The sequence below is a fragment of the Klebsiella sp. 141153 genome, assembly GCF_032601995.1.
GTDB lineage: Bacteria > Pseudomonadota > Gammaproteobacteria > Enterobacterales > Enterobacteriaceae > Klebsiella > Klebsiella aerogenes.
The window spans coordinates 339,698-363,111 of record NZ_JAQIRJ010000001.1 but is presented as its reverse complement, the minus strand read 5'-3'; the positions used below and the strand labels follow the sequence as shown (position 1 = coordinate 363,111).

The 23,414-nt window shown below is 56.0% G+C and carries 23 protein-coding genes and 1 riboswitch; of the genes, 11 read left to right on the top strand and 12 right to left on the bottom strand.

Annotation, left to right across the window (positions count from 1 at the left end; genetic code table 11):
- Nucleotides 1-2: 2 nt before the first annotated feature.
- The 4 genes from pqqC to PGS10_RS01790 form a co-directional block, all read right to left on the bottom strand.
- Nucleotides 3-758, bottom strand: a complete 756-nt coding sequence (gene pqqC, locus PGS10_RS01805; RefSeq protein ID WP_063415353.1) for a pyrroloquinoline-quinone synthase PqqC — start codon at nucleotides 756-758, stop codon at nucleotides 3-5.
- Nucleotides 759-760: 2 nt separating this feature from the next.
- Entirely contained in the window at nucleotides 761-1,678 is a 918-nt protein-coding gene (gene pqqB / locus PGS10_RS01800; protein WP_020078734.1) for a pyrroloquinoline quinone biosynthesis protein PqqB, read from the bottom strand.
- A 54-nt stretch (nucleotides 1,679-1,732) separates the two neighbouring features.
- On the bottom strand, nucleotides 1,733-1,804 hold the full coding sequence (gene pqqA / locus PGS10_RS01795) for a pyrroloquinoline quinone precursor peptide PqqA (RefSeq protein ID WP_002905689.1): 72 nt from the start codon (nucleotides 1,802-1,804) through the stop codon (nucleotides 1,733-1,735).
- 138 nt (nucleotides 1,805-1,942) lie between these two features.
- Nucleotides 1,943-2,962, bottom strand: coding sequence for a dipeptidase (locus tag PGS10_RS01790; RefSeq protein ID WP_047048524.1), 1,020 nt, complete (start codon nucleotides 2,960-2,962; stop codon nucleotides 1,943-1,945).
- Between the two features lie 247 nt (nucleotides 2,963-3,209).
- On the opposite strand from PGS10_RS01790, the gene PGS10_RS01785 reads away from it, so the two are divergent.
- From PGS10_RS01785 to PGS10_RS01770, 4 genes are all read left to right on the top strand, one after another.
- A complete protein-coding gene (locus PGS10_RS01785; protein WP_045394239.1) occupies nucleotides 3,210-4,202 on the top strand; it encodes an alpha/beta fold hydrolase in 993 nt (330 codons plus the stop codon).
- An 86-nt stretch (nucleotides 4,203-4,288) separates the two neighbouring features.
- Entirely contained in the window at nucleotides 4,289-5,026 is a 738-nt protein-coding gene (locus PGS10_RS01780) for a response regulator (RefSeq protein WP_316422319.1), read from the top strand.
- A complete protein-coding gene (locus tag PGS10_RS01775) occupies nucleotides 5,026-6,378 on the top strand; it encodes an ATP-binding protein (protein WP_047079141.1) in 1,353 nt (450 codons plus the stop codon). Before PGS10_RS01780 ends, PGS10_RS01775 begins: the two co-directional genes overlap by 1 nt.
- An 88-nt stretch (nucleotides 6,379-6,466) precedes the next feature.
- On the top strand, nucleotides 6,467-7,657 hold the full coding sequence (locus PGS10_RS01770; protein ID WP_316422318.1) for a cytochrome c biogenesis protein/redoxin: 1,191 nt from the start codon (nucleotides 6,467-6,469) through the stop codon (nucleotides 7,655-7,657).
- A 67-nt stretch (nucleotides 7,658-7,724) separates the two neighbouring features.
- Here the strand turns inward: PGS10_RS01770 and PGS10_RS01765 are convergent, their stop codons facing one another.
- From PGS10_RS01765 to tenA, 6 genes are all read right to left on the bottom strand, one after another.
- Complete coding sequence (locus tag PGS10_RS01765; protein WP_196796519.1) at nucleotides 7,725-9,206, bottom strand: pyridoxal phosphate-dependent decarboxylase family protein; 1,482 nt, start codon at nucleotides 9,204-9,206, stop codon at nucleotides 7,725-7,727.
- A 9-nt stretch (nucleotides 9,207-9,215) separates the two neighbouring features.
- Nucleotides 9,216-10,601, bottom strand: coding sequence for a diaminobutyrate--2-oxoglutarate transaminase (locus PGS10_RS01760; protein WP_047048511.1), 1,386 nt, complete (start codon nucleotides 10,599-10,601; stop codon nucleotides 9,216-9,218).
- A gap of 307 nt (nucleotides 10,602-10,908) precedes the next feature.
- Entirely contained in the window at nucleotides 10,909-11,838 is a 930-nt protein-coding gene (locus PGS10_RS01755) for an ABC transporter substrate-binding protein (RefSeq protein ID WP_316422317.1), read from the bottom strand.
- A 27-nt stretch (nucleotides 11,839-11,865) separates the two neighbouring features.
- On the bottom strand, nucleotides 11,866-12,606 hold the full coding sequence (locus PGS10_RS01750) for an ABC transporter permease (protein ID WP_316422316.1): 741 nt from the start codon (nucleotides 12,604-12,606) through the stop codon (nucleotides 11,866-11,868).
- Complete coding sequence (locus tag PGS10_RS01745; RefSeq protein ID WP_316422315.1) at nucleotides 12,603-13,328, bottom strand: ABC transporter ATP-binding protein; 726 nt, start codon at nucleotides 13,326-13,328, stop codon at nucleotides 12,603-12,605. The genes PGS10_RS01750 and PGS10_RS01745 overlap by 4 nt, the downstream gene beginning before the upstream one ends.
- Nucleotides 13,325-14,020 carry a thiaminase II gene (gene tenA / locus PGS10_RS01740; protein ID WP_047048500.1) on the bottom strand — a complete coding sequence of 232 codons (696 nt, stop codon included), beginning with the start codon at nucleotides 14,018-14,020 and terminating at the stop codon, nucleotides 13,325-13,327. Before tenA ends, PGS10_RS01745 begins: the two co-directional genes overlap by 4 nt.
- A gap of 67 nt (nucleotides 14,021-14,087) precedes the next feature.
- Nucleotides 14,088-14,191: riboswitch (TPP riboswitch) on the bottom strand.
- A gap of 257 nt (nucleotides 14,192-14,448) precedes the next feature.
- Here tenA and PGS10_RS01735 point away from each other — a divergent pair.
- The 6 genes from PGS10_RS01735 to PGS10_RS01710 all read left to right on the top strand — a co-directional run bounded on the left by PGS10_RS01735 (nucleotide 14,449) and on the right by PGS10_RS01710 (nucleotide 19,832).
- Nucleotides 14,449-15,573: a BamA/TamA family outer membrane protein gene (locus PGS10_RS01735; protein WP_213797198.1), complete on the top strand. Its 1,125-nt coding sequence runs from the start codon at nucleotides 14,449-14,451 to the stop codon at nucleotides 15,571-15,573.
- A 15-nt stretch (nucleotides 15,574-15,588) separates the two neighbouring features.
- Nucleotides 15,589-16,542, top strand: a complete 954-nt coding sequence (locus tag PGS10_RS01730) for a hypothetical protein (RefSeq protein WP_316422314.1) — start codon at nucleotides 15,589-15,591, stop codon at nucleotides 16,540-16,542.
- Nucleotides 16,543-16,608: 66 nt separating this feature from the next.
- Entirely contained in the window at nucleotides 16,609-17,715 is a 1,107-nt protein-coding gene (locus PGS10_RS01725) for a DUF4056 domain-containing protein (RefSeq protein WP_047079147.1), read from the top strand.
- 66 nt (nucleotides 17,716-17,781) lie between these two features.
- A complete protein-coding gene (locus tag PGS10_RS01720; RefSeq protein ID WP_316422313.1) occupies nucleotides 17,782-18,735 on the top strand; it encodes a hypothetical protein in 954 nt (317 codons plus the stop codon).
- A 108-nt stretch (nucleotides 18,736-18,843) separates the two neighbouring features.
- Nucleotides 18,844-19,266 (top strand): hypothetical protein, encoded by a 423-nt coding sequence (locus PGS10_RS01715; RefSeq protein WP_032714542.1) that lies wholly within the window; start codon nucleotides 18,844-18,846, stop codon nucleotides 19,264-19,266.
- Nucleotides 19,267-19,283: 17 nt separating this feature from the next.
- On the top strand, nucleotides 19,284-19,832 hold the full coding sequence (locus tag PGS10_RS01710) for an RNA polymerase sigma factor (RefSeq protein WP_045414211.1): 549 nt from the start codon (nucleotides 19,284-19,286) through the stop codon (nucleotides 19,830-19,832).
- 47 nt (nucleotides 19,833-19,879) lie between these two features.
- Here PGS10_RS01710 and PGS10_RS01705 read toward each other — a convergent pair whose 3' ends face one another.
- Entirely contained in the window at nucleotides 19,880-20,764 is an 885-nt protein-coding gene (locus PGS10_RS01705) for a LysR family transcriptional regulator (protein WP_045394277.1), read from the bottom strand.
- 162 nt (nucleotides 20,765-20,926) lie between these two features.
- Between PGS10_RS01705 and PGS10_RS01700 the strand changes: the two genes are divergently transcribed.
- Nucleotides 20,927-21,904 (top strand): NAD(P)H-dependent flavin oxidoreductase, encoded by a 978-nt coding sequence (locus tag PGS10_RS01700; RefSeq protein WP_047067586.1) that lies wholly within the window; start codon nucleotides 20,927-20,929, stop codon nucleotides 21,902-21,904.
- A gap of 73 nt (nucleotides 21,905-21,977) precedes the next feature.
- Here the strand turns inward: PGS10_RS01700 and PGS10_RS01695 are convergent, their stop codons facing one another.
- On the bottom strand, nucleotides 21,978-23,261 hold the full coding sequence (locus PGS10_RS01695) for a glycoside hydrolase family 10 protein (RefSeq protein WP_316422430.1): 1,284 nt from the start codon (nucleotides 23,259-23,261) through the stop codon (nucleotides 21,978-21,980).
- Nucleotides 23,262-23,414: the final 153 nt, after the last annotated feature.

Here is a 23,414-nt window from a genome sequence, read left to right as displayed (position 1 = left end):
AGTTATACCAGTCGGGTCGTGTGCCAGGCCGCCTTGTCGGTGACCGTATGATAGGGCGGGCGCTGCAGTGCGTAGGCCATGGTCATGGCATCCAGCATCGACCACAGAATGTCTAGCTTAAACTGCAGGATCTCCAGCATCCGGTTCTGTTTTTCCGCGCTATCGCAGTAGATCTTCGCCAGTTCCAGTCCATGTTCGACGTCGCGATTGGCCTGGCTTAAGCGGCTGCGGAAGTAGTAATAGCCTTCTTCTTTAATCCATGGATAGTGCTGCGGCCAGCTGTCGAGGCGCGACTGATGGATTTGCGGGGCAAACAGTTCGGTTAGCGAACTGCACGCCGCCTCCTGCCAGTTGGCCCGGCGGGCAAAATTGACGTAGGCGTCGACGGCAAAACGCACGCCGGGCAGCACGTGGCGCTCGCTGAGTAACTCATCGCGGCTTAGCCCCACGGCTTCACCCAACTGCAGCCAGGCTTCAATACCGCCTTCCTGGCCGTGACTGCCATCGTGGTCGAGGATCCGCTGTACCCACTTGCGTCGGGTGTGGGGATCGGGGCAGTTCGCCATAATGGCGGCGTCTTTTAGCGGGATATTGGTCTGGTAGTAAAAACGGTTCGCCACCCAGCCCTGGATTTGCTCGCGGCTGGCCTCGCCGTTGTGCATCGCAATATGGTATGGATGATGGATATGGTAGTAGGCGCCTTTTTCCCGTAGCGCTTGTTCAAACGCCTGTGGCGATAGGGTTTCGCGAATCTGCATAGTTAGTCCTGAAGCGTGATAGGCATTCCGTCCCAGCTCACTTCAATTCCCTGTTGCGTCAGGGCGTTACGCTGCGGCGACTGCTCGTTAAGGATTGGATTAGTATTGTTGATATGAATCAGAATTTTGCGCTTCGCCGGGAGCGAGGCCAGCAGCGCCATCATGCCGTGTTCATCGCCAAGCGCCAGATGGCCCATATCTCGACCGGTATTGCGCCCGACGCCGGCAGCCTGCAGTTCATTATCCTGCCATACGGTGCCGTCAATCAGCAGACAGTCCGCTTTTTTCAGCCACGGCAAGAGCGCCTCGTCCGGTTCGCCAAGCCCCGGCGCATAGAATAGCGTCTGGCCGTTGCGGCGGTTTTCGATAAACAGCGCCACGTTATGGCCCGGCAGCGGCCTATCGCGAAACGGCGAGTAGGGCGGCGCATTGCTGGCGATGGGGACGGCGGTAAACTGCAGGTCGGGACAGGCGTCAACGGTAAAACTATTCAGCGGAGTGACAGGATGGTGAATCAGGCCGCCGTTCCAGTGCCGTAACATGGTAAAAATGGGAAAACCCGTGCTGAGATCCTCATGTACCTCCGGCGTGCACCATACCTGATGGGGGCAGCCTTCGCGCAGGCTCAGCAGCCCGGTCGTATGGTCAATCTGGCTATCGGTAAGAATAATGCCGCCAATATGCGTGCCGCGCAGAACGCCTTGTTTATTTAACTCTGGCGTATGGGCAATTTGCTGGCTGATATCGGGAGAGGCGTTACACAGCACCCACTCTTTACCGTTATCGCTCACGATAATGGAAGACTGAGTACGAGCAGTGGCCTGAATCGTGCCATTGCGCAGACCCTGACAGTTGGCGCAGTTACAATTCCACTGCGGAAAGCCTCCGCCAGCGGCGGAACCGAGGACTTTTATAAACATGAAGACGGACCAGATAAAAAAACAAAATGCCCGCACGGACGGCGGGCGGAGCGATTAGCGGTTGGAAATGTACAGCGTCACTTCCAGACCCAGACGTAAATCAATAAAAGCAGGTTTCTTCCACATCGTTTTTTCCTCTATAAAAATGCGACATCAACAACGTCGGTTGTGTCGGTTTTGTGATGGCAATCAAATATTGCCCCTCAGGGGGATAAAGGTCAACCGGCAACATGTAAGTGTTTAACCTTATGTTTACAATATAACCTATTGTTGCCAAACATTTTTTAATACCTTTTGCCAGTTGCCCCACAGCAGTTTATCCAGCACCAATTGTTCATAACCACTATGGCGCAATGCGTTGATTAGCCGTGGTAAACCGCTCACATCGCCCAATTCGTCCGGTAGCGTGATGCCGTCAAAATCGGACCCCAGCGCCACGTGATCGTCGCCCATGATGTTAATAAGATAGTCGATATGGTGAACGATGGTACGCAATGGGGTATCGCTATCGCGTTTGCCGTCGGCGCGCAGGAAAGCGTTGCCGAAATTGACGCCGACCACGCCGCCGCTGTCGCGAATCGCCCGCAGTTGTTCATCGGTGAGATTACGCGGCTGCGGGCATAGCGCATGGGCATTGGAGTGGGTGGCTACCAGCGGCGACGTCGAGTGATGGGCGGTATCCCAGAATGCTTTTTCATTCATATGAGACACATCAATCTGCATCTTCAGGGCATTGGCCTGCTTAATAAGATGGATACCTGCCGCTGTCAGTCCAGGCCCAGTATCCGGGCTACCGGGAAACGAACCATTAACGCCGCTGCCGAAGCGGTTAGCAATATTCCAGAACGGTCCAATGCTGCGTACCCCGGCGGCATAGAAGGCCTGCAGGTCGTGGCCCTCGCCATCAAAACCCCCGGCGCCCTCAATATGCGCCACCATTGCCAGTACCTTATCCTGGCGGCAGCGTTCGATATCCGCCGCGCTCAGACACAATCTCAAGCGTCCAGCGGACTGCGCGACAAGTTGCTTCAGGATGGCCAGCTGCTGCCAGAGGATAGCGATCGGCTCCCATCGCTGGCTGGCGTATTGCGGCGCCATACGGGCAATATACTCCTGCGGCGGCACGAATAGCGCGAATAGCCCGCCGGCAAATCCGCCTTGCTGCATGCGCGGATAGTCGAGATGGCCGTTCTCAATCCCGGCAAAGAAAGCGGTTGCAGGATCTTCGCGATGGTGAAGCCATAAATTGAGCAGCAGGTCATTGTGACCATCAAAAATCGCCATAGCGCGCTCCCTCTGCTGGTTTTACTGGAAATGCCTGACACGGTAACTGATTTGTTCGCTGCGGCAAGTGGAAATTCACAACTTAGCAACAATCGCCAAATCTGGCGTTTGTATCACACTGTATCAATCGACAATCCTCATACATGGCGATGCAAAAACACGATAAATCCCACACATGCGGGATACACAGGCCTGATTAACTGTTCACGTACTCGCTTAACGCTTCCAGATAAAAGGTGAAATGAGGATGAACAGATTATCCGCAATCCGTCATGTCAGCGCGGCGGCGCTGTGTCTCTCCGCGCTGTGGTCCGCCAGCGTGTGCGCTGCTGAAGACGCAGGCGCTTTCGACAAGGTGCAACAAATCAACGCCGGCGATTTGAATATCGGTTATGTCGATATGGGGCCACGCGATGGCCAGGCGGTAATTTTGCTGCACGGCTGGCCGTATGATATTCAAAGCTACGCGCAGGTGGCCCCGGCGTTGGCGCAGAAGGGGTACCGGGTCATCGTGCCGTATCTGCGCGGCTACGGCTCCACTCGTTTCCTGTCGGCTAAAACGCCGCGTAACGGTCAGCCATCGGCGATGGCGGCGGATATTGTGCATCTGATGGATGCGCTAAATATTAAGCAAGCGGATTTCGCCGGCTTTGACTGGGGGGCGCGTACAGCGGATATCGTCGCGGCGCTCTGGCCGCAGCGGGTTAAGTCGCTGGTATCGGTGAGCGGGTATCTGATTAGCAGCCAGCGAATTGGCGAGAAGCCGTTACCGCCGCAGGCGGAACTGTCGTGGTGGTATCAATTCTACTTTGCCACCCCGCGCGGCGAGGCAGGCTACCGGCAAAATACCCATGACTTTGCCAAATTTATCTGGCATCAGGCTTCGCCGCGGTGGACATTCACGGAGGCCACGTTCGCCAATAGCGCGAAAGCGCTGGATAACCCGGATCACGTTGCCGTCACCATCAGCAACTACCGCTGGCGCCTGGGGTTGGAGCAGGGCGAAGCGAAATATGCGGCCTACGAACAGCGACTCGCGAAACTGCCGGCGATTAGCGTACCTACAATTACCATCGAGGGGGAAAACAATGGCGCGCCGCATCCGGCGCCGGATACCTATCGGGCGAAATTCACCGGTAAATATGAGCATCGGGATTTCAAAGGCGCAGTGGGACATAACCCGCCGCAGGAGGCGCCAGCGGAATTTGTTCAGGCGGTTATTGACGCCGATCGTTTATAAGCCTCACCGCGGCGCAAACGCAGAGTTGCGCTTGCGGAGAAGCCGCATATGCTTTTCATGAGCTTATTTTTCCGCAGGAGACGCCTTTGGAACGTATTGACCACATCCTGGTTGTCGATGACGATCGCGATATCCGCGAACTGATCGTGGGTTATCTGGAGAAATCGGGCTATCGCGCCAGCGGCGCAGCTAATGGCAAAGCGATGTGGTCCGTACTTAAAAACCATCAAATCGATTTGATTGTCCTCGATATCATGCTGCCCGGCGATGATGGTTTAACCCTTTGTCGCCAGTTGCGCAATGATGGCCAACAGGATATCCCGGTGCTGATGTTGACCGCGCGTAGCGAAGATAGCGACCGTATACTTGGTCTCGAGATGGGGGCCGACGATTATCTGGTGAAACCCTTCGTGGCGCGGGAGCTACTGGCGCGGATTAAAGCCATTTTACGCCGCGCCCGCGCGCTTCCCCCCAATTTACAAATCAGCGAAGCCGGCAGGCTTATCGTCTTTGGCGACTGGCAGCTCGATACCTCAGCGCGGCATCTACTGGACAAGAGTGGCATAATTGTGGCGCTAAGCGGGGCGGAATATCGCCTGCTGCGGGTGTTTCTTGATCATCCTCAACGGGTGCTCAACCGCGATCAGTTGTTGAATCTTACCCAAGGGCGTGATGCCGAACTGTTTGAACGGTCTATCGATCTGTTAGTGAGCCGCCTGCGTCAGCGCCTGCGGGAGGACGCGCGTGAGCCCGCCTATATCAAAACCGTGCGCAGCGAGGGTTATGTGCTGTCAGTGCCGGTGTCGATCCGCGAGGCGCGATAATGAAAGTGTGGCCGGCGTCACTGCAGTCGCGCTTAATGTTGATGATTTTTCTCGCTCTGCTGCTTGCGAATGCCCTGACGCTATCGCTTCTGCTCTACGAACGCATGAGCAGCGCCCGTAGCGTCATGCTGGGCAACCTTGAATACGATGTCGCCACCAGCGTGGCTATCCTTGATCGTCTTCCGCCGCAAGAACGCCCGCATTGGTTGCCGCGTCTGGCGCGCGGTAACTACCGCTATCAGCTGTCTGCTGGACAAACTGGCGACTATCCCACCAGCTGGCGTACCCGCGATGCGGTACGCTCGTTACAGGAAGCTCTGAGCGGTCGCTATCCTGTGAGTATTGTCGCCGTCCCTGGACCGCGCGAACATATTCAGGCCCACGTGACCCTGCGCGACGGCGCGCCGCTGAGCATTGACCTGTGGCCAAAGCTGCCGGCCATCGCGCGTTGGCTGCCGCTGGTGCTGGTCGCGCAGTTTCTGTTACTGCTATTTTGCGCCTGGTACGCCGTCCGCCAGGTGGTTGCGCCGATGGCCCGTTTTACCCGCGCCATTGATACGCTGCAACCGGCTACTCCGGCGGCAGGGCCGCTGGCCGAGAAGGGGCCGCAGGAGGTGCAGCGCGCGGCGCGCGCCTTCAACGCGATGCAAAAGCGAATACAGGACCATTTGCAGGAGCGCGCGCGGATCCTGGCGGCGATCTCCCACGATTTACAGACGCCGATTACCCGTATGAAGCTAAGGGTTGAGATGGCCGAGCAACCGGCACTCCGCGATAAGCTGTTACAGGATCTCGATAGCATGACCCGACTGGTTCGTGAAGGCATCGCGCTGGCACGATCGGCCGAACCGCTGGCAGAAGCGCCGCAGCGGATGAGTCTCAATGCATTACTGGATAGCATCGCCTGTGATTATGCCGACATCGGTAAAGCGGTCAGTTTTCATGCCGCTAAAGGGGCGGACGTCATGGCGCTTCAGCCGCAGGCGCTGCGGCGAATCATGAGTAATTTAATCGATAATGGGCTGAAATACGCCGAAAAGGTAGAAATCAGCCTGAGTTATTCGCCGAATGGCGATGTTATCATTCACGTTGCTGATGATGGCCCCGGCATCCCGGAAGAAGAACTCACCGCCGTACTGCAGCCGTTCTATCGCCTCGAGCAGTCACGTAATCGCGATACCGGCGGAACCGGTTTGGGGCTGGCAATCGCCGCCCAGCTCGCCGGACAGATGCAGGGAAGTTTGACCCTGCATAATCTGCAACAGGGCGGTCTTGAGGCGCGGGTACGTCTCAATACCGCCGCTTTGTATCCTTCTGTATCCACGTCAACTGTAGATAAATCCCTATACTAAACCGCCGTTTCACGGACATATCCGCCATACAATCGCCTGTTGTAATGCTGACGTTGCCACTTCGGCAACGTTGCGAAGGAGAATGATCATGGCTGTTGTGATTGCATTTTTGGCCGGTATGTTGACGCTGCTCAGCCCCTGTACCTTACCGGTGATCCCGCTGGTGTTTGCCAGCGTTAGCGGGCGTAGGGGACAACTGATCTTGTTGTTGTTCGGTATGGGGTTGATGTTTACCGCTGTGTCGCTGCTGGCCACGGCGGCAGCAGGGTGGTTAGTCAATCTGACTATCGTTGGGCGTTGGCTGGCGCTGGGCTTTTTGGTCGTTGTGGCCATCAGTTTGCTGTCATCACGCGTTGCAGGTTGGCTCGGATCGCCAGCGGTGGCGCTGGGCAATCAACTTAACCAACAGAGCTATCGTTATGGCAGTGGGCTCGCTTCAGTGCTCGCCGGACTGGCGATTGGACTACTTTGGGCGCCGTGCGCGGGACCGGTGCTGGGGGCGATATTTAGCCTGGCGTTGTTTCAAGGAAATTCAGTGACGACCGGCATCTTGCTGCTTTCCTATGCCAGCGGATGCGCGCTGATGTTGCTGCTATTGGGGTGGTTCGGCGCGCGGCTGATTTCCCGTCTGCGCGGTGGTCAGGTGATAAGTGGGCGGTTGCGCCAACTGGCCGGCGTGGCGATGCTGGCCGTGGTGGCGTTAATCGCCAGCGGCAGCGATCGTTATCTGCAGGGCGCCAGCGGTTTAACCCATCGTCTGGAGCAGCGGCTCAGCGCGTTTATGCCGCAGGATCCACAGCGGGTTCGGCTGGAGCCGATCGTCGCGCCGCGGCCAACCAGCGCTATGCCGGATTTGCACGGCGGCACCGCATGGATTAATAGCCCACCGCTTACCAAGGCGGCGTTAAAGGGTAAGGTGGTGCTGATTGATTTTTGGACCCGCGATTGCATCAACTGTCAGCATACGCTGCCTTATGTACGGGCGTGGGCCAATAAGTATCGCGATGCGGGGCTGGTGGTGATTGGCGTACATACGCCGGAATATCCGTGGGAACGATCGTTGCCGCAGCTTCGTGAAGCGGTCAGCCAGCGGCAGCTAAACTATCCGGTTGTCGCGGATAACAACTACGCCATCTGGAATGCGTTTGGTAATCAGTACTGGCCGGCGCATTATTTCTTCGACGCGCGGGGACAACTGCGCTATACCGCCTTTGGCGAAGGGGATTATGCCCGTCAGGAGCAGGTGATCCAACAACTGCTGCGCGAAGCGCGGACGTGAGGTGGAAATAAAAAAGCCGATAACAGCAGTTATCGGCTTTGCAGGACACTCGCTAATCGGCAGCGTCTTATTTCGCCAGCAGTTCCTGGGCAGTGCGTTCAACGAGGCTCAGCAGGACCTTCACATCCTCCAGCGTTACCACCGGGTTGAGCAGCGTCAGCTTCAGGCAGGTTACGCCGTTATGCTCGGTCACGCCGACGTTGGCGCGGCCGGACTCCAGCAGGGCGTCGCCCACGCGCTGGTTAAGCAGGGCGATCGCGGCGGTATCGCTACCAGCCATTTGCGCCGGACGTGAGCGGAACAGCACGCTTGCCAGCTGCGGCTGCATGACCAGCTCCAGCGTTGGCTGAGTCTGAATGAACTCCGCGACGTTTTTCGCCATCGTCACGCCATGATCGATGATTGAAGCGTACTGTTTCTTGCCCAGTGCCTCAAGCCCCATCCACAGCTTCAGCGCGTCGAAGCGGCGGGTGGTCTGCAGCGATTTGGAGACCAGGTTCGGAACGCCGTGTTCTTCATCAAACTCGGAGTTCAGATAGGCCGCCTGATAGCGCATCAGCTCGTAATGACGCGCCTCTTTCAGCAGGAAGGCGCCGCAGCTGATGGTCTGGAAGAACTGCTTGTGGAAGTCCAGGGTTACTGAATCCACTAACTCCAGGCCGTCGAGGTAATCGCGATACTGCTCGGACAGCAGCAGCGCGCCGCCCCATGCGGCATCAACGTGCAGCCAGATCTGGTGCTCCGCCGCGATACCGGCGATATCACGCAGCGGGTCAATCGCGCCCGCGTCGGTGGTACCGGCGGTGGCGACGATGGCCATGATCTGCTCGCCGTTGGCCTGCGCTTGCGCAATCTTGGCCTTCAGGTCGGTGACGTCCATACGGGCGAATTCATCGGTTTTCACCAACGTGACCGAGCGGTAGCCAAGCCCCATCAGCGCCATGTTCTTCTGCACCGAGAAGTGGGCGTTTTCCGAGCACAGCACTTTGTACTGCCGAATGTCGCCCGGAATACCATCCTGCTGGATGGAATGCCCCTGACGAGCGAAGAAGGCGTCGCGCGCCAGCATCAGGCCCATCAGATTGCTCTGGGTGCCGCCGCTGGTGAAGACGCCGGCATCGCCAGCCGGATAACCGACCTGCGCGCGCAACCACTCGATCAGCTTCATCTCGATGATGGTCGCCGACGGACTCTGATCCCAGGAGTCCATGCTCTGGTTGGTGGCGTTGATCAGCACTTCCGCCGCCTGGCTGATAACCAGGCTCGGGCAGTGCAGGTGCGCCACGCACTGCGGATGATGCACCGACAGGCTGTCTTTCAGGAAGTACTCGATCGCACGTTCAATCGCCGCCTGGTTGCCCAGACCCTGTTCGTTAAAATCAAGGGTGATGCGCTCACGGAGTTCATCAACGCTTTTCCCCTGATACATTTCAGGTTGTTGCAGCCACTGCGCAACCGCCTGGCTGGTCTGGGAAATGACCTGCTGGTAAGCGTCAATGCTTGCCGTGGACCCAGCCAGAATCGGATTCAATTTGGACATTGCGGTCACTTACTCCACTCAGACCGGTTTTACGCCGGCGGCCAGCAGGGCCTGTTCAAACTTATCGAGGAATACTTCCAGCTCCGCATCGCTAATCAGCAGAGATGGCAGCAGACGCAGTACGCAACCGTGACGGCCGCCGCGTTCCAGGATCAGGCCCGCTTCGAAGCATTTCTTCTGCAGCAGCGCGGAGAGTTCGCCGTCAGCCGGGTAGCAACCCATATGATCCTGCGCCTCGTTCGGCTTCACGATTTCGATACCGATCATCAGACCGAGACCGCGAACGTGACCGATAACCGGATAGCGTTTCTGCATTTCCGCCAGTTTGCCTTTCAGCCACTCGCCCTGGGCGGCGACTTTGTCGGCAATCTTGTTATCACGCAGGTGGCGCAGGGTGGTCAGGCCGGTGGCCATCGCCAGCTGGTTGCCGCGGAAGGTGCCAGTATGGTGGCCAGGTTCCCAGGCATCGAACTCTTTCTTAATGCCCAGAACCGCCATTGGCAGACCACCGCCGACGGCTTTTGACATCACGATGATGTCCGGCTCGATGCCGGCGTGTTCGAAGGCGAAGAATTTACCGGTACGGGCGAAACCTGCCTGAACTTCATCGATGATCAGCAGAATGCCGTGCTCTTTGGTGACTTTGCGGATGCGCTGCAGCCACTCAACCGGCGCCGGGTTCACGCCGCCTTCGCCCTGTACGGCTTCAAGGATGACCGCAGCAGGTTTGCGAACGCCGCTTTCCACGTCGTTGATCAGGTTTTCGAAGTAGTAGGTCAGCGCTTTCACGCCCGCTTCGCCGCCGATACCAAGAGGGCAACGATACTGGTGCGGATAAGGCATAAACTGGACTTCCGGCATCATGCCGTTGACCGCCGCTTTTGGCGACAGATTGCCGGTCACGGACAGCGCGCCGTGGGTCATCCCGTGATAACCGCCGGAGAAGCTGATCACCGCCGTACGGCCGGTGTATTTTTTCGCCAGCTTCAGCGCGGCTTCAACGGCGTCAGCGCCGGAAGGACCGGTGAACTGCAGGCAATACTCTTTCCCTTCGCCCGGCAGGCAGGAGAGCAGGTATTCAGAGAAGCGATCTTTTAACGGTGTTGTCAGATCGAGGGTATGTAACGGCAAGCCGCTGGTAATGACACTTTGGATGCTCTGCAGTACTTCAGGATGATTATGGCCCAGAGCGAGGGTCCCGGCGCCGGCGAGGCAGTCCAGGTACTGTTTGTTATCCGCATCGGTCAGCCAAACGCCTTCGGCTTTGGTGATGGCGAGCGGCAACTTGCGAGGGTAACTCCTGACATTCGATTCGAATTCAGCCTGACGGGCCAAAAAGGTTTCGTTGTTCGCGTCCAATAAATCTGCACTTAAAGTATCAATACGGACTTTATCCGTCATCATATCACTCCCACAACCAGCGTTACGTTTGAACTCTGGTTGAATAAAAAGGTTTAGAAAATTGAATCGGCATTCATAAAGCGCGCACAATATATGGCTTTTTAAATCCGCATTCAATCTTTAATTTATGGCGCTATTTTGACGTCATTATTACATACAGGGGTGTCAATATAATTAGCTGATTTAAAAGATAAATTTCGATTGTTTTTAAAACCATGGAAAGTGTAATTATTAGTGAGAAAGTCTATATATTTTTATTACCGCTTCGCTGAATGACTGACGGAAATACTTCCGTCAGTTTTATGGTTACTTAACGCAGTTCAACCGCATAATTTGCTAAAGGTGTTACTTTTTTCACCAACTTGTTGTTATATAAAAATTGTTCATACGCGTCATAGCGGGGCTTATCTAACGCTGCCGGATCGGTGGCGAACAGCGGCACGCTCTGCAACCACGCCTGCTGGTTCAGTTCGGTATTGAGTTCCGGATGCTCTTTGGCAAACCGCTGCCAGGTTTGCTGCGGATGGGCGCGCAAATAGCTCACGCCCTGCTGTAATGCGTCGAGAAACTTTTTGATTTTAGGGGCGTTGACCTCGGCCTTGTTTGCCACGATCACCAGTTCGTCGTAAGCGGGCACGCCATAGTCTTCCACGTTCATGACCACCGGTTTTTTGCCCTGCAGTTTGAGTTCCAGCGCTTCGATATTGCGATAACCGCCGATAACGGCATCAACCTTGCCGGCCAGCAGAGCGCTGGTGAGCTGGAAATTAACGTTGATCAATTTGATGCTGTCAGGGTCGATGTGAGCATGCTGCGCCATGGTGGCCAGGGTCGCCTGTTCAATACCGCTCACCGAATATCCCACTTTTTTACCTTGTAGATCGGCCGGAGATTTGATGCGCGGATCCAGCGCAATCACCGTGTTCAGCGGCGAGTGGATCAGCGTCCCGACGCGAACCAACGGCAGTCCTTCATCGGCGAAGAAGTGAACCTGCGGTTGATAGGTTATCGCTAAATCCGCCTGGCGAGCGGCAACCAGGCGCGGAGGGAGCGCCGGGTCGGAAGGGGGGATGATGTTGACATCCAGCCCGGCATCCCGAAAGGCGCCAATCTGTTCCGCCACCATAATGGGCGCATGATCCGGGTTGATGTACCAGTCCAGTACCAGGGTCAGCTTTTCATTTGCCGATGCCTGACCGCAAACCAGCAGAGTGAGGCCGGCCAACAGAGGTATACGCATATCTCTTCCTTATTATCTGTTGATAAGTTATTCCGGCGACCAGTCGATCAGCCGGTGCAAAAAGGCGTCGACCGCCAACCACAGCGCGATGGTCAGCAGCACTAAAATGAACAAGGCGGCGAAGCAGATATCGGTTTGCAGGCGGGCATTGGCATTCAGCATTACGTAGCCAAGCCCCTCGGCGGAGCCGACCCATTCGCCAATAATCGCGCCGATGGGGGCGGCGGCGGCGGCCATCCGCAGGCCGGAACCTAGCGCGGGTAGCGCCGCCATGAGCCGGACATGGCGCAATTGAGCGCCAAAGGAGGCGCCCATGGTACGGGCCAGATCGAGATAGTCGCGATTGACCCGTTGCAGACCATCAAAGAAAGCCGAGGTAACAGGGAAGAAGATAACCAGCACCGCCATCATGACCTTGGCGCTCATACCAAAACCAAACCACAGCACCAGTAGCGGTGCGAGGGCGAAGACCGGAATGGCCTGGCTGGTCAGTACCAGCGGCATCAACCAGCGTTGTAATCGCGGCGACATGGTCATACAGAGCGCCAGCACCATACCGAGCGCGACGCCGAGCGCCATTCCGCTGAGAATTTCGCTCAGGGTGACCAGGGTGTGGCTGGCCAGATAACTACGGTTATTCCACAGCGCTTCAGCGACCGCCGCCGGAGAAGGCAACAAAAAGGCGGGCATGCCGCTGTAGCTCGCCAACTGCCAGAGCAACAGTAGGCCACAAAATACGCTGCACCCGCGCAGTAACTTGCCCCTCATCCGTTCGCCCTCATCAATTGCTGCAGCAGCTGCGCCTGACTTGCCAACAGCGCGCCATCATCCGGATCGCGGGGCGGAACGCCACTTAAATGATGGCTATCATCAATTTCACCATCAGGCGAGAGCACCAGCAGCCGATGGCTGAGGCGGCAGGCTTCCATCGGGTCGTGGGTAATGAGCACTACGGTTCGTCCGGTCAGTAAGCGCGCGGCCAGGCTCTGAATGCGTGTGCGGGTGAGGGTATCGAGGGCGGAAAACGGTTCATCCATCAGCACAATGGGGCGATCTTCATAGAGGGTGCGCGCCAACGCCGCGCGCTGGCGCATCCCGCCGGACAGCGCGGCAGGGCGATCATCAGCGCAGGAGGCCAGTCCTACCTGCTCAAGAAGCTCGTTGACGCGGGTGTTGTCGACCTTCTCACCGCGCAGCCTGGCGCCGAGGGCGACATTTTCCCGCACGTTAAGCCACGGATAGAGCAGATCTTTTTGACCCATCCACGCCAGTCGCGTAGTGACGGGAAGGCCATCGCTGGCGACAACGGTTCCGCGGGTTGGCGCCGCCAGCCCGGCGATAATACGCAACAGGCTGGTTTTGCCCGCGCCGCTGGCGCCAAGGAGCGACACCCATTGCCCGGCGGCAATATCAAAGGCGAGATCGCGAAAGATAGTCCGTGTGCCAAAGCGCAGGCATAAATCACGAACGTGAATGCCTGGCGCCATCACGCCTGGACCTGCCCGGCGGCATTCAGACCCATCTGCCAGAAATTGCCTTCCAGCCGGGTAGCGGTAGTAAATATGTCGCTCAGTCCGGCGAACCGTGATTCCGCGCCGCGCTGTTGCCAGAGGGTTTCCAGCAGGCCGATCGCCGCGTTGACGCCCTGAAGATAGCTCTCGTCCCCGTAGTTGCGGATCCATGAAGCATAGGGATTATCGTGCAAGTTGGTTTGTGGGTTGTGCAGCAGACCGAGCCCGATTTCCGCGTAACCCGCAACGCAGGGCAGCAGCGCCGCCAGCAGATCCAACGCGTCGCCGGCGTGGCCGATATCCAGAACGTAGCGCGTGTAGTTGACGGTTTCCATCGCTTCGCTTTGCAGGGCCATAGCGTCTTCATTCAGCCCCCATTGCTCGCAATAGCCCACATGTAGCGGTAGCTCAGCAAGGATGGCATTCATCGAGGCGGCGGCGGCGCGCATCTCCGGCAACGTGCGAAGTTTGCTGACCAGCAGGGCGTAGCTGCGAGCGAAGTGGATCAGGAACAGATAATCCTGGGTTAAATAATGACGAAAGGCTACCTGCGGCAGCGTGCCCGCGGCTAATTGCTGGAGGAAGGGGTGCGATACGTAGCGTTGCCACTCGCCACCGGCCTGCTCACGCAGTCGACCGTAAAGACCTTGGGTAAAAGCGGGAATCATCATGGGACCTCCTGAAAATAAGGGGAGATCCGGGCGTGCAGAAGTGTGAACAGGTAAAAACTGAAAACTGGCGAACATGCCGACCCGTCCCTTCGCTGGCATGACCCAGATCAGGTTCAAAGGGTTCGGTTTTTACGCCATCTCAGCCCTCACGGGACACCCCTCGGTTGCGACATGTTATACGTCATTCACTTTTTGATTACAACGGTGACAAGGTAAAAAGCGTCGATAGTAGTGACACTGTCACATTTGAGTGGTTATGCGCCAGATCGATAAATAACATTTATCAATTTGTGTGATTAACCACGCTTTTTTATCCAAAAATAAGCAAAGTAAGGCGAGGGTAAGTTGGCGAAGAACAAGGGCTTACGATATATTTTTAGCACATTCCCTTAATATCCCCTTATGAATGCGTCAGTGCTGGAGACCGCATGAAGCTGGCAGGCCTTACTCTTTTACTGATGCTTGCCCTCGCGCCTGACGTGTCTCGAGCCGCCCAATTGTTCGATCCTGAAGATGGCATGCTTGATATGAGCCAGTATCTGCAGGATAACCCGTACGGTTTTTTGCCGGTGCCGGTAATGATCACCGAGCCGGCTATCGGCTACGGCGGCGGTCTGTTTGGTTTATTTCTGCATGGTAAAGGCTCCCGCGAGGGCGATCGTTTTATTCCACCAGCGCTAACGGGGGTCGGCGGCGGCGGGACGCAAAATGGCACCTGGTTCATCGGCGCCGCGCATCGCCATACGTGGAATCACGACCGGATTCGTTACCTGGTTGGCGCGGGCTACGCCAATGTCAATCTCGATATCTATTCGGGCGATATTGCCGGTTTTAACAAAAATGTGGCGGTGCAAACCCATACCAAAGGTTTTGGCGGTTTACAAAAGCTGTTATTCCGCGTGGGGGACTCGCCGGTTTTTCTTGGCGCCTCGCAATTCTATGCACATACCGATGTGACCGCGGACAATCAGGTGATTAACAAGGTGTGGCAGCGGGTGCTGGGGGAGAAAAGCACCTCTTCGGCGTTGGGCGTGGTGGCGGAATATGACACCACCGATAATTTTTTCTACCCTAAGAAAGGGTTATCGCTACAGGGCGAGTACCGTTTTTACCGCGCTCTGCTTGGCGGCGACTATCATTACAATCAGTTGTCGCTGGATGGTAAATACTTTATCCCGCTGGCGCCGACCTTAACCCTGGCGCTGGCGGCGAATTATCAGTCGCTAACTCATCATGACAAGCACTTGACGCCAATGGCCCGGCCTTACATCGAACTGCGTGGCATCTCGCGTTTTCGCTATCAGGGCGATTATGTCGCTGTCGCCCAGACACAACTGGCCTGGCAATTTGCGCCGCGCTGGATCCTGCAGGGTTTTGTCGGCGTCGGTAGCGCCGCTGACGAAGCCGGGGCGTTGTGGCAGCAAAACGAAGTGGCGTGGGGCACCGGTTTTCGTTATCTGGTCGCCCGTCAGTATGGATTATTTACCGGCGTCGATGTCGCCTTCAGCGAACACGAACAGGCGGTCTATTTTAATGTGGGTTCCGGACTGTAAAGGTACATATAAAAAATGAGATGGAAAACAACCGTCATTACGCTGCTATTAACCTCTGGCGCCGTGTGGAATGCCTGTGCGGCGGAAAGTGACGACAGTGATAGCTACTTTCCCATATGGGGCGACGAAGCCCGCGCCCGCGGTTATTCCATTCCGCTGCCGTTTGGCGTCAATCTCAGCTATATGAATATGCGCCAGGATATTATGGTCGACAGCATCACCTTTTCCGGACTGAAGCTGGATAACCATCCAATCCCCAGCGATATGTTCGCCATTGACGCCGGACACACGCGGGAGAAGAGCAAAACTGAGAACCTGCGTCTCGATATGTGGGTATTTCCATTCCTTAATGTCTACGGAATTTTGGGCCACACCCGCGGTTCGTCGGTGTCGAATGTGTCGGTCGATGCTGACCCGACGCAATACCGCGGTCTGGATCGCATCATCGCCGGCGCGGTGCATAACCTCAACCAAAGCGGCGAGTTGCAAAACATCGATTTTGTCCTTGATTTCAAAGGTACTACCTGGGGGGGCGGGTTCACGCTGGCTGGCGGCTATGAGAACTGGTTTGCCCTCGTCGATACTAACTACACCCGCACCGATTTTGATATTCTCGACGGCAGCATCTCTGCCGTGACAGTGTCACCTCGCGTGGGTTATCGATTTGATCTACAGGGGATTTCTGGCCCTTCGCATCTCAGCGTGTGGGTTGGCAGTATGTATCAGGACGTGCAACAGGAGTTCAAAGGCAACCTTGCTGATTTGCATATGCCGCCACAGCTGCAACCATTGATTGCCGCGGTCAATAAAGACGGCGACGGCAAGTTTGATGTCAAACAGAAACTCACTTCACCGTGGAATATGCTGATCGGCGCCCAGTACGAAATCACGCGTAACTTCAATGTGCTAACCGAATTTGGCTTTAACGAGCGCAATAGTTTCTTTGTCGCTGGCGAATACCGTTTTTGACTTAACGGCGCGTAGTCATCGGCGAGTATGATGCGCGCTGTTTTTGTGTGGTGGAGAACGCTTTTGATGCGTAAGAGTTTGTGGTGGTTATGGGCAGCCGCTTTTTCGGTATTTGCCCAGGACCCGGTATTACCGACGATTCCCGTTAATCATGTCAGCCCGGTAGTGGGTGAACTGTCACCGCCGGAATCGCTGCGCCCATGCTGCGCCTTCGGGTTCGATCTGCGGGTGCGCGCCATTGGCGTGCCGATCCCGGTTTATCAGATTGGCAATGTGCTGACGCTCGATACCTTAGGTGAGCATCATTACAACGATAGCGCGCTCGGCGCGGTTAAAAATCTGATTGGCTTAAGCGATGAGCACAATGGCCTTATCTATACCCGCCGCGGCGGCTTTATTGATATTGCCCATGTGCGCGATACCGCTGATTACACCTTCTATTTATTCAGCCGAATTTATCCTACGCTCGGCCAGCCAGGACGTATCTTTTACAGCGAGGAGCTGGGCGTCCGTCGCGTCCAGTTAAATGCCTTTACGCCGCCGGCTTCAATGCCGCAGCGATATACGATAGCCGCGTGGCTTGCCGGCCATCTGGCCTTTGAAATTGCGCAATGGCATGAGATCGCCCAATGGTATGGCTTCCAATCGGTTCCGGGCTTTTCGGAAGAGATTTCCGCCTTTTCGCCGGAGGATCTCTACTCCAATCTGCTGGGCGCACGTCTGGCGATCAACGTCATATTGCAAGGGCAAGCCGGTTCGGTCGATGCCTACAACCGGGCGATGGAAGCGGCGTTAAAACAGGCGTTGGTCAAACTGCTGGTCGCGCCGCAAAGTGAGACGGAACGGATGTTTCGCGAGATTGACGGCGACTGGTGGAACAGTAAGCGCAGGGTACCGGACAAATTTTTGGTACTGAAGCGGAATTACGATCTCAGCGAAAATCGCCTGCCAACGCCGGTTCCTTTTGAACGCACGCCGCCGTATCGTCTGACGATGCCAAAGGAAGTTGCCGGGTTTACGCTCGCTGAACTAGGTCAACTGCAAATCCATCCAGGGCAGGATATGCAGTCGCTACCAGCACCGCAAAATTTTTATTCTCCGCAGCAGTTCCAGCAGCTTGCTGATAAAGCGCAGCAGGCGGATGCCATTCAACTGCAGCGTATTGAAAAATAACTAACGATTGGTCACTGCTGGCTATACTCAATCAAACTAATCCCCCCGTTGAGGTAGCATCAGACCATGGTATTTGTCGTTCCGCGCGCGTCCTGGCTACTGCTGGCGGTGCTATTCGTCAGCCAGGCAGGCTATGCCCTCGACGGCCGTCGGCTAAAGCAGCGTGCGGACGCGGTGCTCACCTTAATGAGTTATACCGTGGTGCCTGATGTAACCGCCAGCGACCTGAATATTGGTTCCGGCGCCAATGAGAAAAACGAACTCACCATCACCCAATTCGGCGGCGGCGCAACGCTGAGCAACAGTTTTCCTCTCTATCTGGAAGGCACCATGGGTTATAGCCGCTACGACCCACAATTTGTAATCAGCGATGGCGACCAAAGTCGTACCATCCCGACCAAATGGAACAGTCTGACCGCCACCGGCGGCGTCGGCTGGGACTTTCCGTTGTATCAGGACCGCTGGGGCGGAAAACTGGTACTACGGCCTATCTTCAAAATGATGCTGGGCACCATGGCCAGTGATGCGCGTCTTGGTCGCTGGGCGCTCGAACGTAAAACCGATGCCGATATTCGCTTCCTCGATGGTGGACGACTGAACGCCTATGGGTTGGGCGGGTCGCTAATGCTCGATTATGAACTGTTTTCCAAAACGCAGGATATTGATATAGAGGCGCGCTATTCCGCGATGAATTTACAAACCTTCGGTAGCACATCTGAAGCGGTACAGGGGCAGGCCAGTGCCGAAAATCTGGGTATCTACCTTCGCCGACGCGCGCCGATTGCCGACTGGACGCTGCTGAAAAGCCCGGTGCGCTATGTGCTGGAAGGCGCCCATACCATGTATCTCGGCGACCAGCGCGGTGAACTCGGCTTTGATAGCCTGAGTTCGCTTGGTATTGGTCTGGAACTTGACAGTAGCCAGTATCCGGTATTTATCACCCGCACCCGACTGGTGGCCCGCTACATGTTCGGTAATAACACCGAAGGTTATGGTCTCGGTTTAGCAATGAGTTTCTGAGTGCTATTGCCCGTTTTCGTGATTGCGTTATTTTTTCATTTTTATTGGCAATATTTTCTTCGCTGATTCGTCTACCTCGATACATACATTTTAATGAGGTAATTGACGATGAGAGATTTTGAACGACACGGGCATCATCACCAGGGTTTTGGTCGCCATAGACTGGCGCGACCGCTGATCATCGGCGTGGCGATTGTTGTGGTACTGAGTCTGGTCGTGATGTCGCTATGGAACGCCTTGCTGCCGGCTATCTTCGGGGTGAAAAGCATCGGTTTCTGGCAGGCTTTGGGGTTGCTGGCGCTGTGCCGTATCTTGTTTGGCGGTTTAGGTTTTCATCGCGGTATGTTTGGTATGGCGCAGGCGCGTCGACGCATGCATGAACGCTGGATGACCATGACCCCGGAGCAGCGAGAGGAGTTTGCTCAACGTTTTGGTCGCCACGGACATCACGGCCGCTGCGGCTGGCATGAACGTCGCGGCGGGCAACCGACTGACGATAACACCTCGGCGAAGACGCCGGATGCCGAGTGAACGAGGTAAACAACACGATGGCGGGGGAATCACGGCTGTTGTCTGCGCTTGCCGCCTGTCGTGCGCGTTTAAGGGCGTTTATTCGCGGTAGAACCGCCGTACGTGACGATGCCGATGACATCCTGCAGGAAGTTACCCTGCAACTGATGAAAGTCGAGCAACCGGTGGAGAACGTGGCGGCATGGTTATTCCGGGCGGCGCGTAATGAAATGACCGATCGGTCGCGCAAGAAGCGCGAGTTGCCATTAACATTCGACAGCGATGAGGATGGCGATGGCGGCTCTGCCGAGGATGAGCTGGCGGAAACGCTGTTTGGCGTCGCGCAGACGCCGGAGGAAGCATACCTTAAAGAACTGCTGTGGGAGGCATTAACTGAAGCGCTGGCGGAGTTGCCGCCGCTGCAGCGAGAAGCCTTCGAGAAAACCGAACTGCAGGGCTATAGCTACAGGGAGTTGGCGGCAGAGAGCGGCGCCAGCGAGCAGGCGTGGCTGTCGCGTAAACACAAAGCGGTACTCTTTCTTCGCAGCCGATTGCGAACGCTTTACGATGAACTTACCTCGCCTTAACTCATGCCCGGCGGCATATCGCGCCGGGCTTTATTGTATCCTTATTTCTATAACAGCGTCGCCAGCCACTCGGCGAAGACGCGCACCTTGCGTGATACATGACGATGGGGATAGATAAGCGATAATTTTCTGGAGGGAACCGGATTATTCGGCAGGACCTCAACCAACTCCCCGCTCTTCAACCAGGGTTGCAGGAAAAGATCCAGACCCTGCATAATGCCGAGCCCAGCCAAACCGGCGGCAATGTATGTCTCTGAATTATCCACCACCAGTTTGCCGGCCAGCGCAAGAGTCTGCGGTCCGGCGTCAGTCTGAAACACCCAGCGCATGGTCTGATGATTACTGTTATTCAGCCAGTTGATCGCCTGATGATGCTGCAGGTCGTCAAGGATTGTGGGAACGCCGTGTTTCGCCAGGTAGGCCGGGCTGGCGCAGGTTTTCATACCGACGGTACCGAGATGACGTGCGATATAGTCACCGTCTTCAAGTTCGCCGATGCGCAGAACGCAATCGAGGCCCTCACGAAGCATATCCCGCCGTCGGTCGGAGCTGCTCAGCACAATTTCAAGCTCCGGATGCTGATGATAAAAGGCGGGGAGATTCGGTACGACCACTAACTTCGCCAGGGCGATAGGCATATCGACGCGCAGTTGACCCTGCAGCGGACGCTGCGGGGCGAAAGATTCCATCAGCTCGTCGGCCTGCGCCAGCAGAGGTTTACTACGACGATAAAACGCCTCGCCATCAGGGGTGAGGTGGATCTGTCGGGTGGTACGCTGCAGAAGCCTAACGCCGCAGTGCTGCTCCAGCTGCTGTAGCGCTTTCGTGACCGCCGGGCGGTGGATCTGCAGATTCTCGGCGGCACGCGTAAAGCTGCCAGACTCGATGATTTCGATAAAAATCTTAATAGATTCAAATAGATTTAAGTTCATTTTTATCAATGTGCTCTGATGACGGCTTGGTATTTCACTTTGATTATTACTTATTTAATAACAGTGATGGATAATTTCTACTATTTTTCCAAACAATAAAGCGGCCTACAGTGTCGTCATCCCAGCGTTAAGCGCCAGAAAACACACTAAGGAAGTCGCATCATGCAAAACCGTTCTGTTAGCCATATTCTCGGTATTGAAAAACCTGTCATTCAGGGGCCGTTATCCTGGCTGACCGACGCCCGATTGGTCGCCGCCGTCAGTAATGCCGGAGGGCTTGGCGTATTAGGGCCGAACGCAGGTTTAACCGCGCAAACCGCCGTCTCGACGCCGCAGGAAACGGCAGAAAAGATGCGTGAAGAGATCCGTAAAACGAAATTACTCACCGAGAAACCTTTTGCCGTCAATCTCATTCCGACGGTTGAAAACGATATCTGGACGCCGCCGATTGTAGAAGTAGTAAAAGAAGAGGGGGTTAAAGCGGTGGTTTATACCGGCTATGGTCAAGGGGCTATCATTCCCTCGCTGTTTGCTTCTCTTAAGCAGGCCGGGATCAACATTATCTATCGTGATATTAACCCGACGCCGGAAAACAGCCGCGAGGCCGAGGAGATGGGCGCTGATGTTATTGTCGCCACCGGCTTCGACGAAGGTGGAACGCTTCCGGGGACGGCATTGGGAACGTTTTCTATCGTGCCATTGATTGTCGATGCGGTGAAGCGCGTGCCGGTGCTGGCGGCTGGGGGGATTACCGACCGGCGCACCGCCAGGGCCGCCCACGCGCTGGGCGCGCAGGGGGTATTTGCCGGCTCCGTGTTTATCAGCACCACCGAGAGCCGCGTGCCGCAATCGGTGAAAGAGATGATCGTGCAGGCTAACGGCCTGGATTTGCAGCTATTTCGCACATTGCCGGATTACTATCGTTCGCTGCCGGGTAAATTAGCCGCCAGACTGGTGGCGTTAGATAAATCCGGCGCCAGTAATGAAACCATAGCCGCGGAAATGGGCGGGTTGCGCGGCCTACGGATTGGCATGCTGGAGGGCAACACTGACGAAGGTTACATTTCATTGGGAACCGGCATCGGCAGTATTCAGCAGGTCAAGAGCGTCGCGGAAGTGGTGGATGAACTGACGGTTTAATCTCTACCGCTGCGCTCTCAGGCGGAAAACAGAAACTCCCCGTTCGCACAACGGGGAGGGTGATTAGCACAAATTAGCTACCCCAGCGCTGCTGCAGATACTGAACCGCCTGCTGGGTTTGCGGCTGGTTAAGGTTGTTCTCGCGAAACAGAATCGTCCCCTGAATACCTGGCGTGGTTTCATTGAGGTCGATCTGCTTTTTCAGCTCCGGCACGCCGCCGCCGACCATCCAGTCTGGTTCATTTTTTGACGGTTCACCGACTTTATACAGCGCCACGCCGATATAGAGCCGGGTGTGAGTGGGTTTCACGACATCGGCCCACCACTTAGCCAGCACATCATAGCGCGCGGCATCGCGGGCGAACGGCCAGTACAGCTGCGGCGCGATATAATCCAACAGCCCTTGTTGAACCCAACTGCGGGTATCGGCATAGGACTCATCATAGGCCGCAGCGCCGCGGGTGTCAGAACCGGCCGGATCGTGGGAACGGTTGCGCCATACCCCCGCCGGGCTGACGCCAAACTCAACCTGCGGATTCAGTTTCTTGATGGTCTGTGAGACCTGCGCTATCAACTGTTGGGTGTTATGACGCCGCCAGTCGGCTTTCGAGGCATAACCCTGACCATATCGCTGATAGGTTTGATTATCGTTCAGCATTGATCCCGGCGTCTCAGTATAGAAATAGTCATCAAACTGCACGCCATCGATAGGATAGTTTTGCACCACTTCCGCCACGATACTGGTGATCCAGTCACGGACCTCCGGGATCCCCGGATCGAGAACAAAGCGATCGCTGGCGGTACGTATCCAGTTGCGGTGCAGGACAAATACGCTGGCGGGGACCTGAGTCAGGGTGTGGTTAAGTTCGGCGATGGTGGCGGGTTTAGTATTGACCGAAACCCGATACGGGTTGAACCACGCGTGAACTTTCATCCCGCGTTTATGCGCTTCATCGAGCATAAACTGCAGCGGATCGTAACCGGGATTTTCGCCAATTTTGCCGGTCAACATGTCTGACCACGGCAAGATGTGGGACTCCCACAGCGCGGTGCCATCCGGTTTAACCTGGAAGAAGACGGTATTGATGCCCAGGCGTTGTAGATTGTCGAGTTTGGCGATCAGGGCCAGCTTTTGCTGGCTGATACGGCTTTCCAGGCTACTGGCGATAATTGAACCCACCGGCGGCCAGTCGAGACGGGAAACCGTGGTGAGCCAGACGCCACGCACCGGCTGCTGATTTTTTGCCGATTTTTGCGCAACGGGCGGTTTGCTGGCGGTCACCAGCGATTTTGGCGCTTTACTGGTGCAAGTCACGAGCAGCAGTACGGCGGCGGCAACCGCGCCAAGCCGGGTCATGCTGGTGACGGAGAGGAGGCGACGAGAAGCGATAATCATTACTCCCGTAGGCATGTAGACGCTTGAAAAATCACATTGTCTAATGATTCCCCCACCAGGGCAAGCCGCGCTCCGATGTAAAGAAAAATAAAATGCCTTTTGTCTGGTATCCGT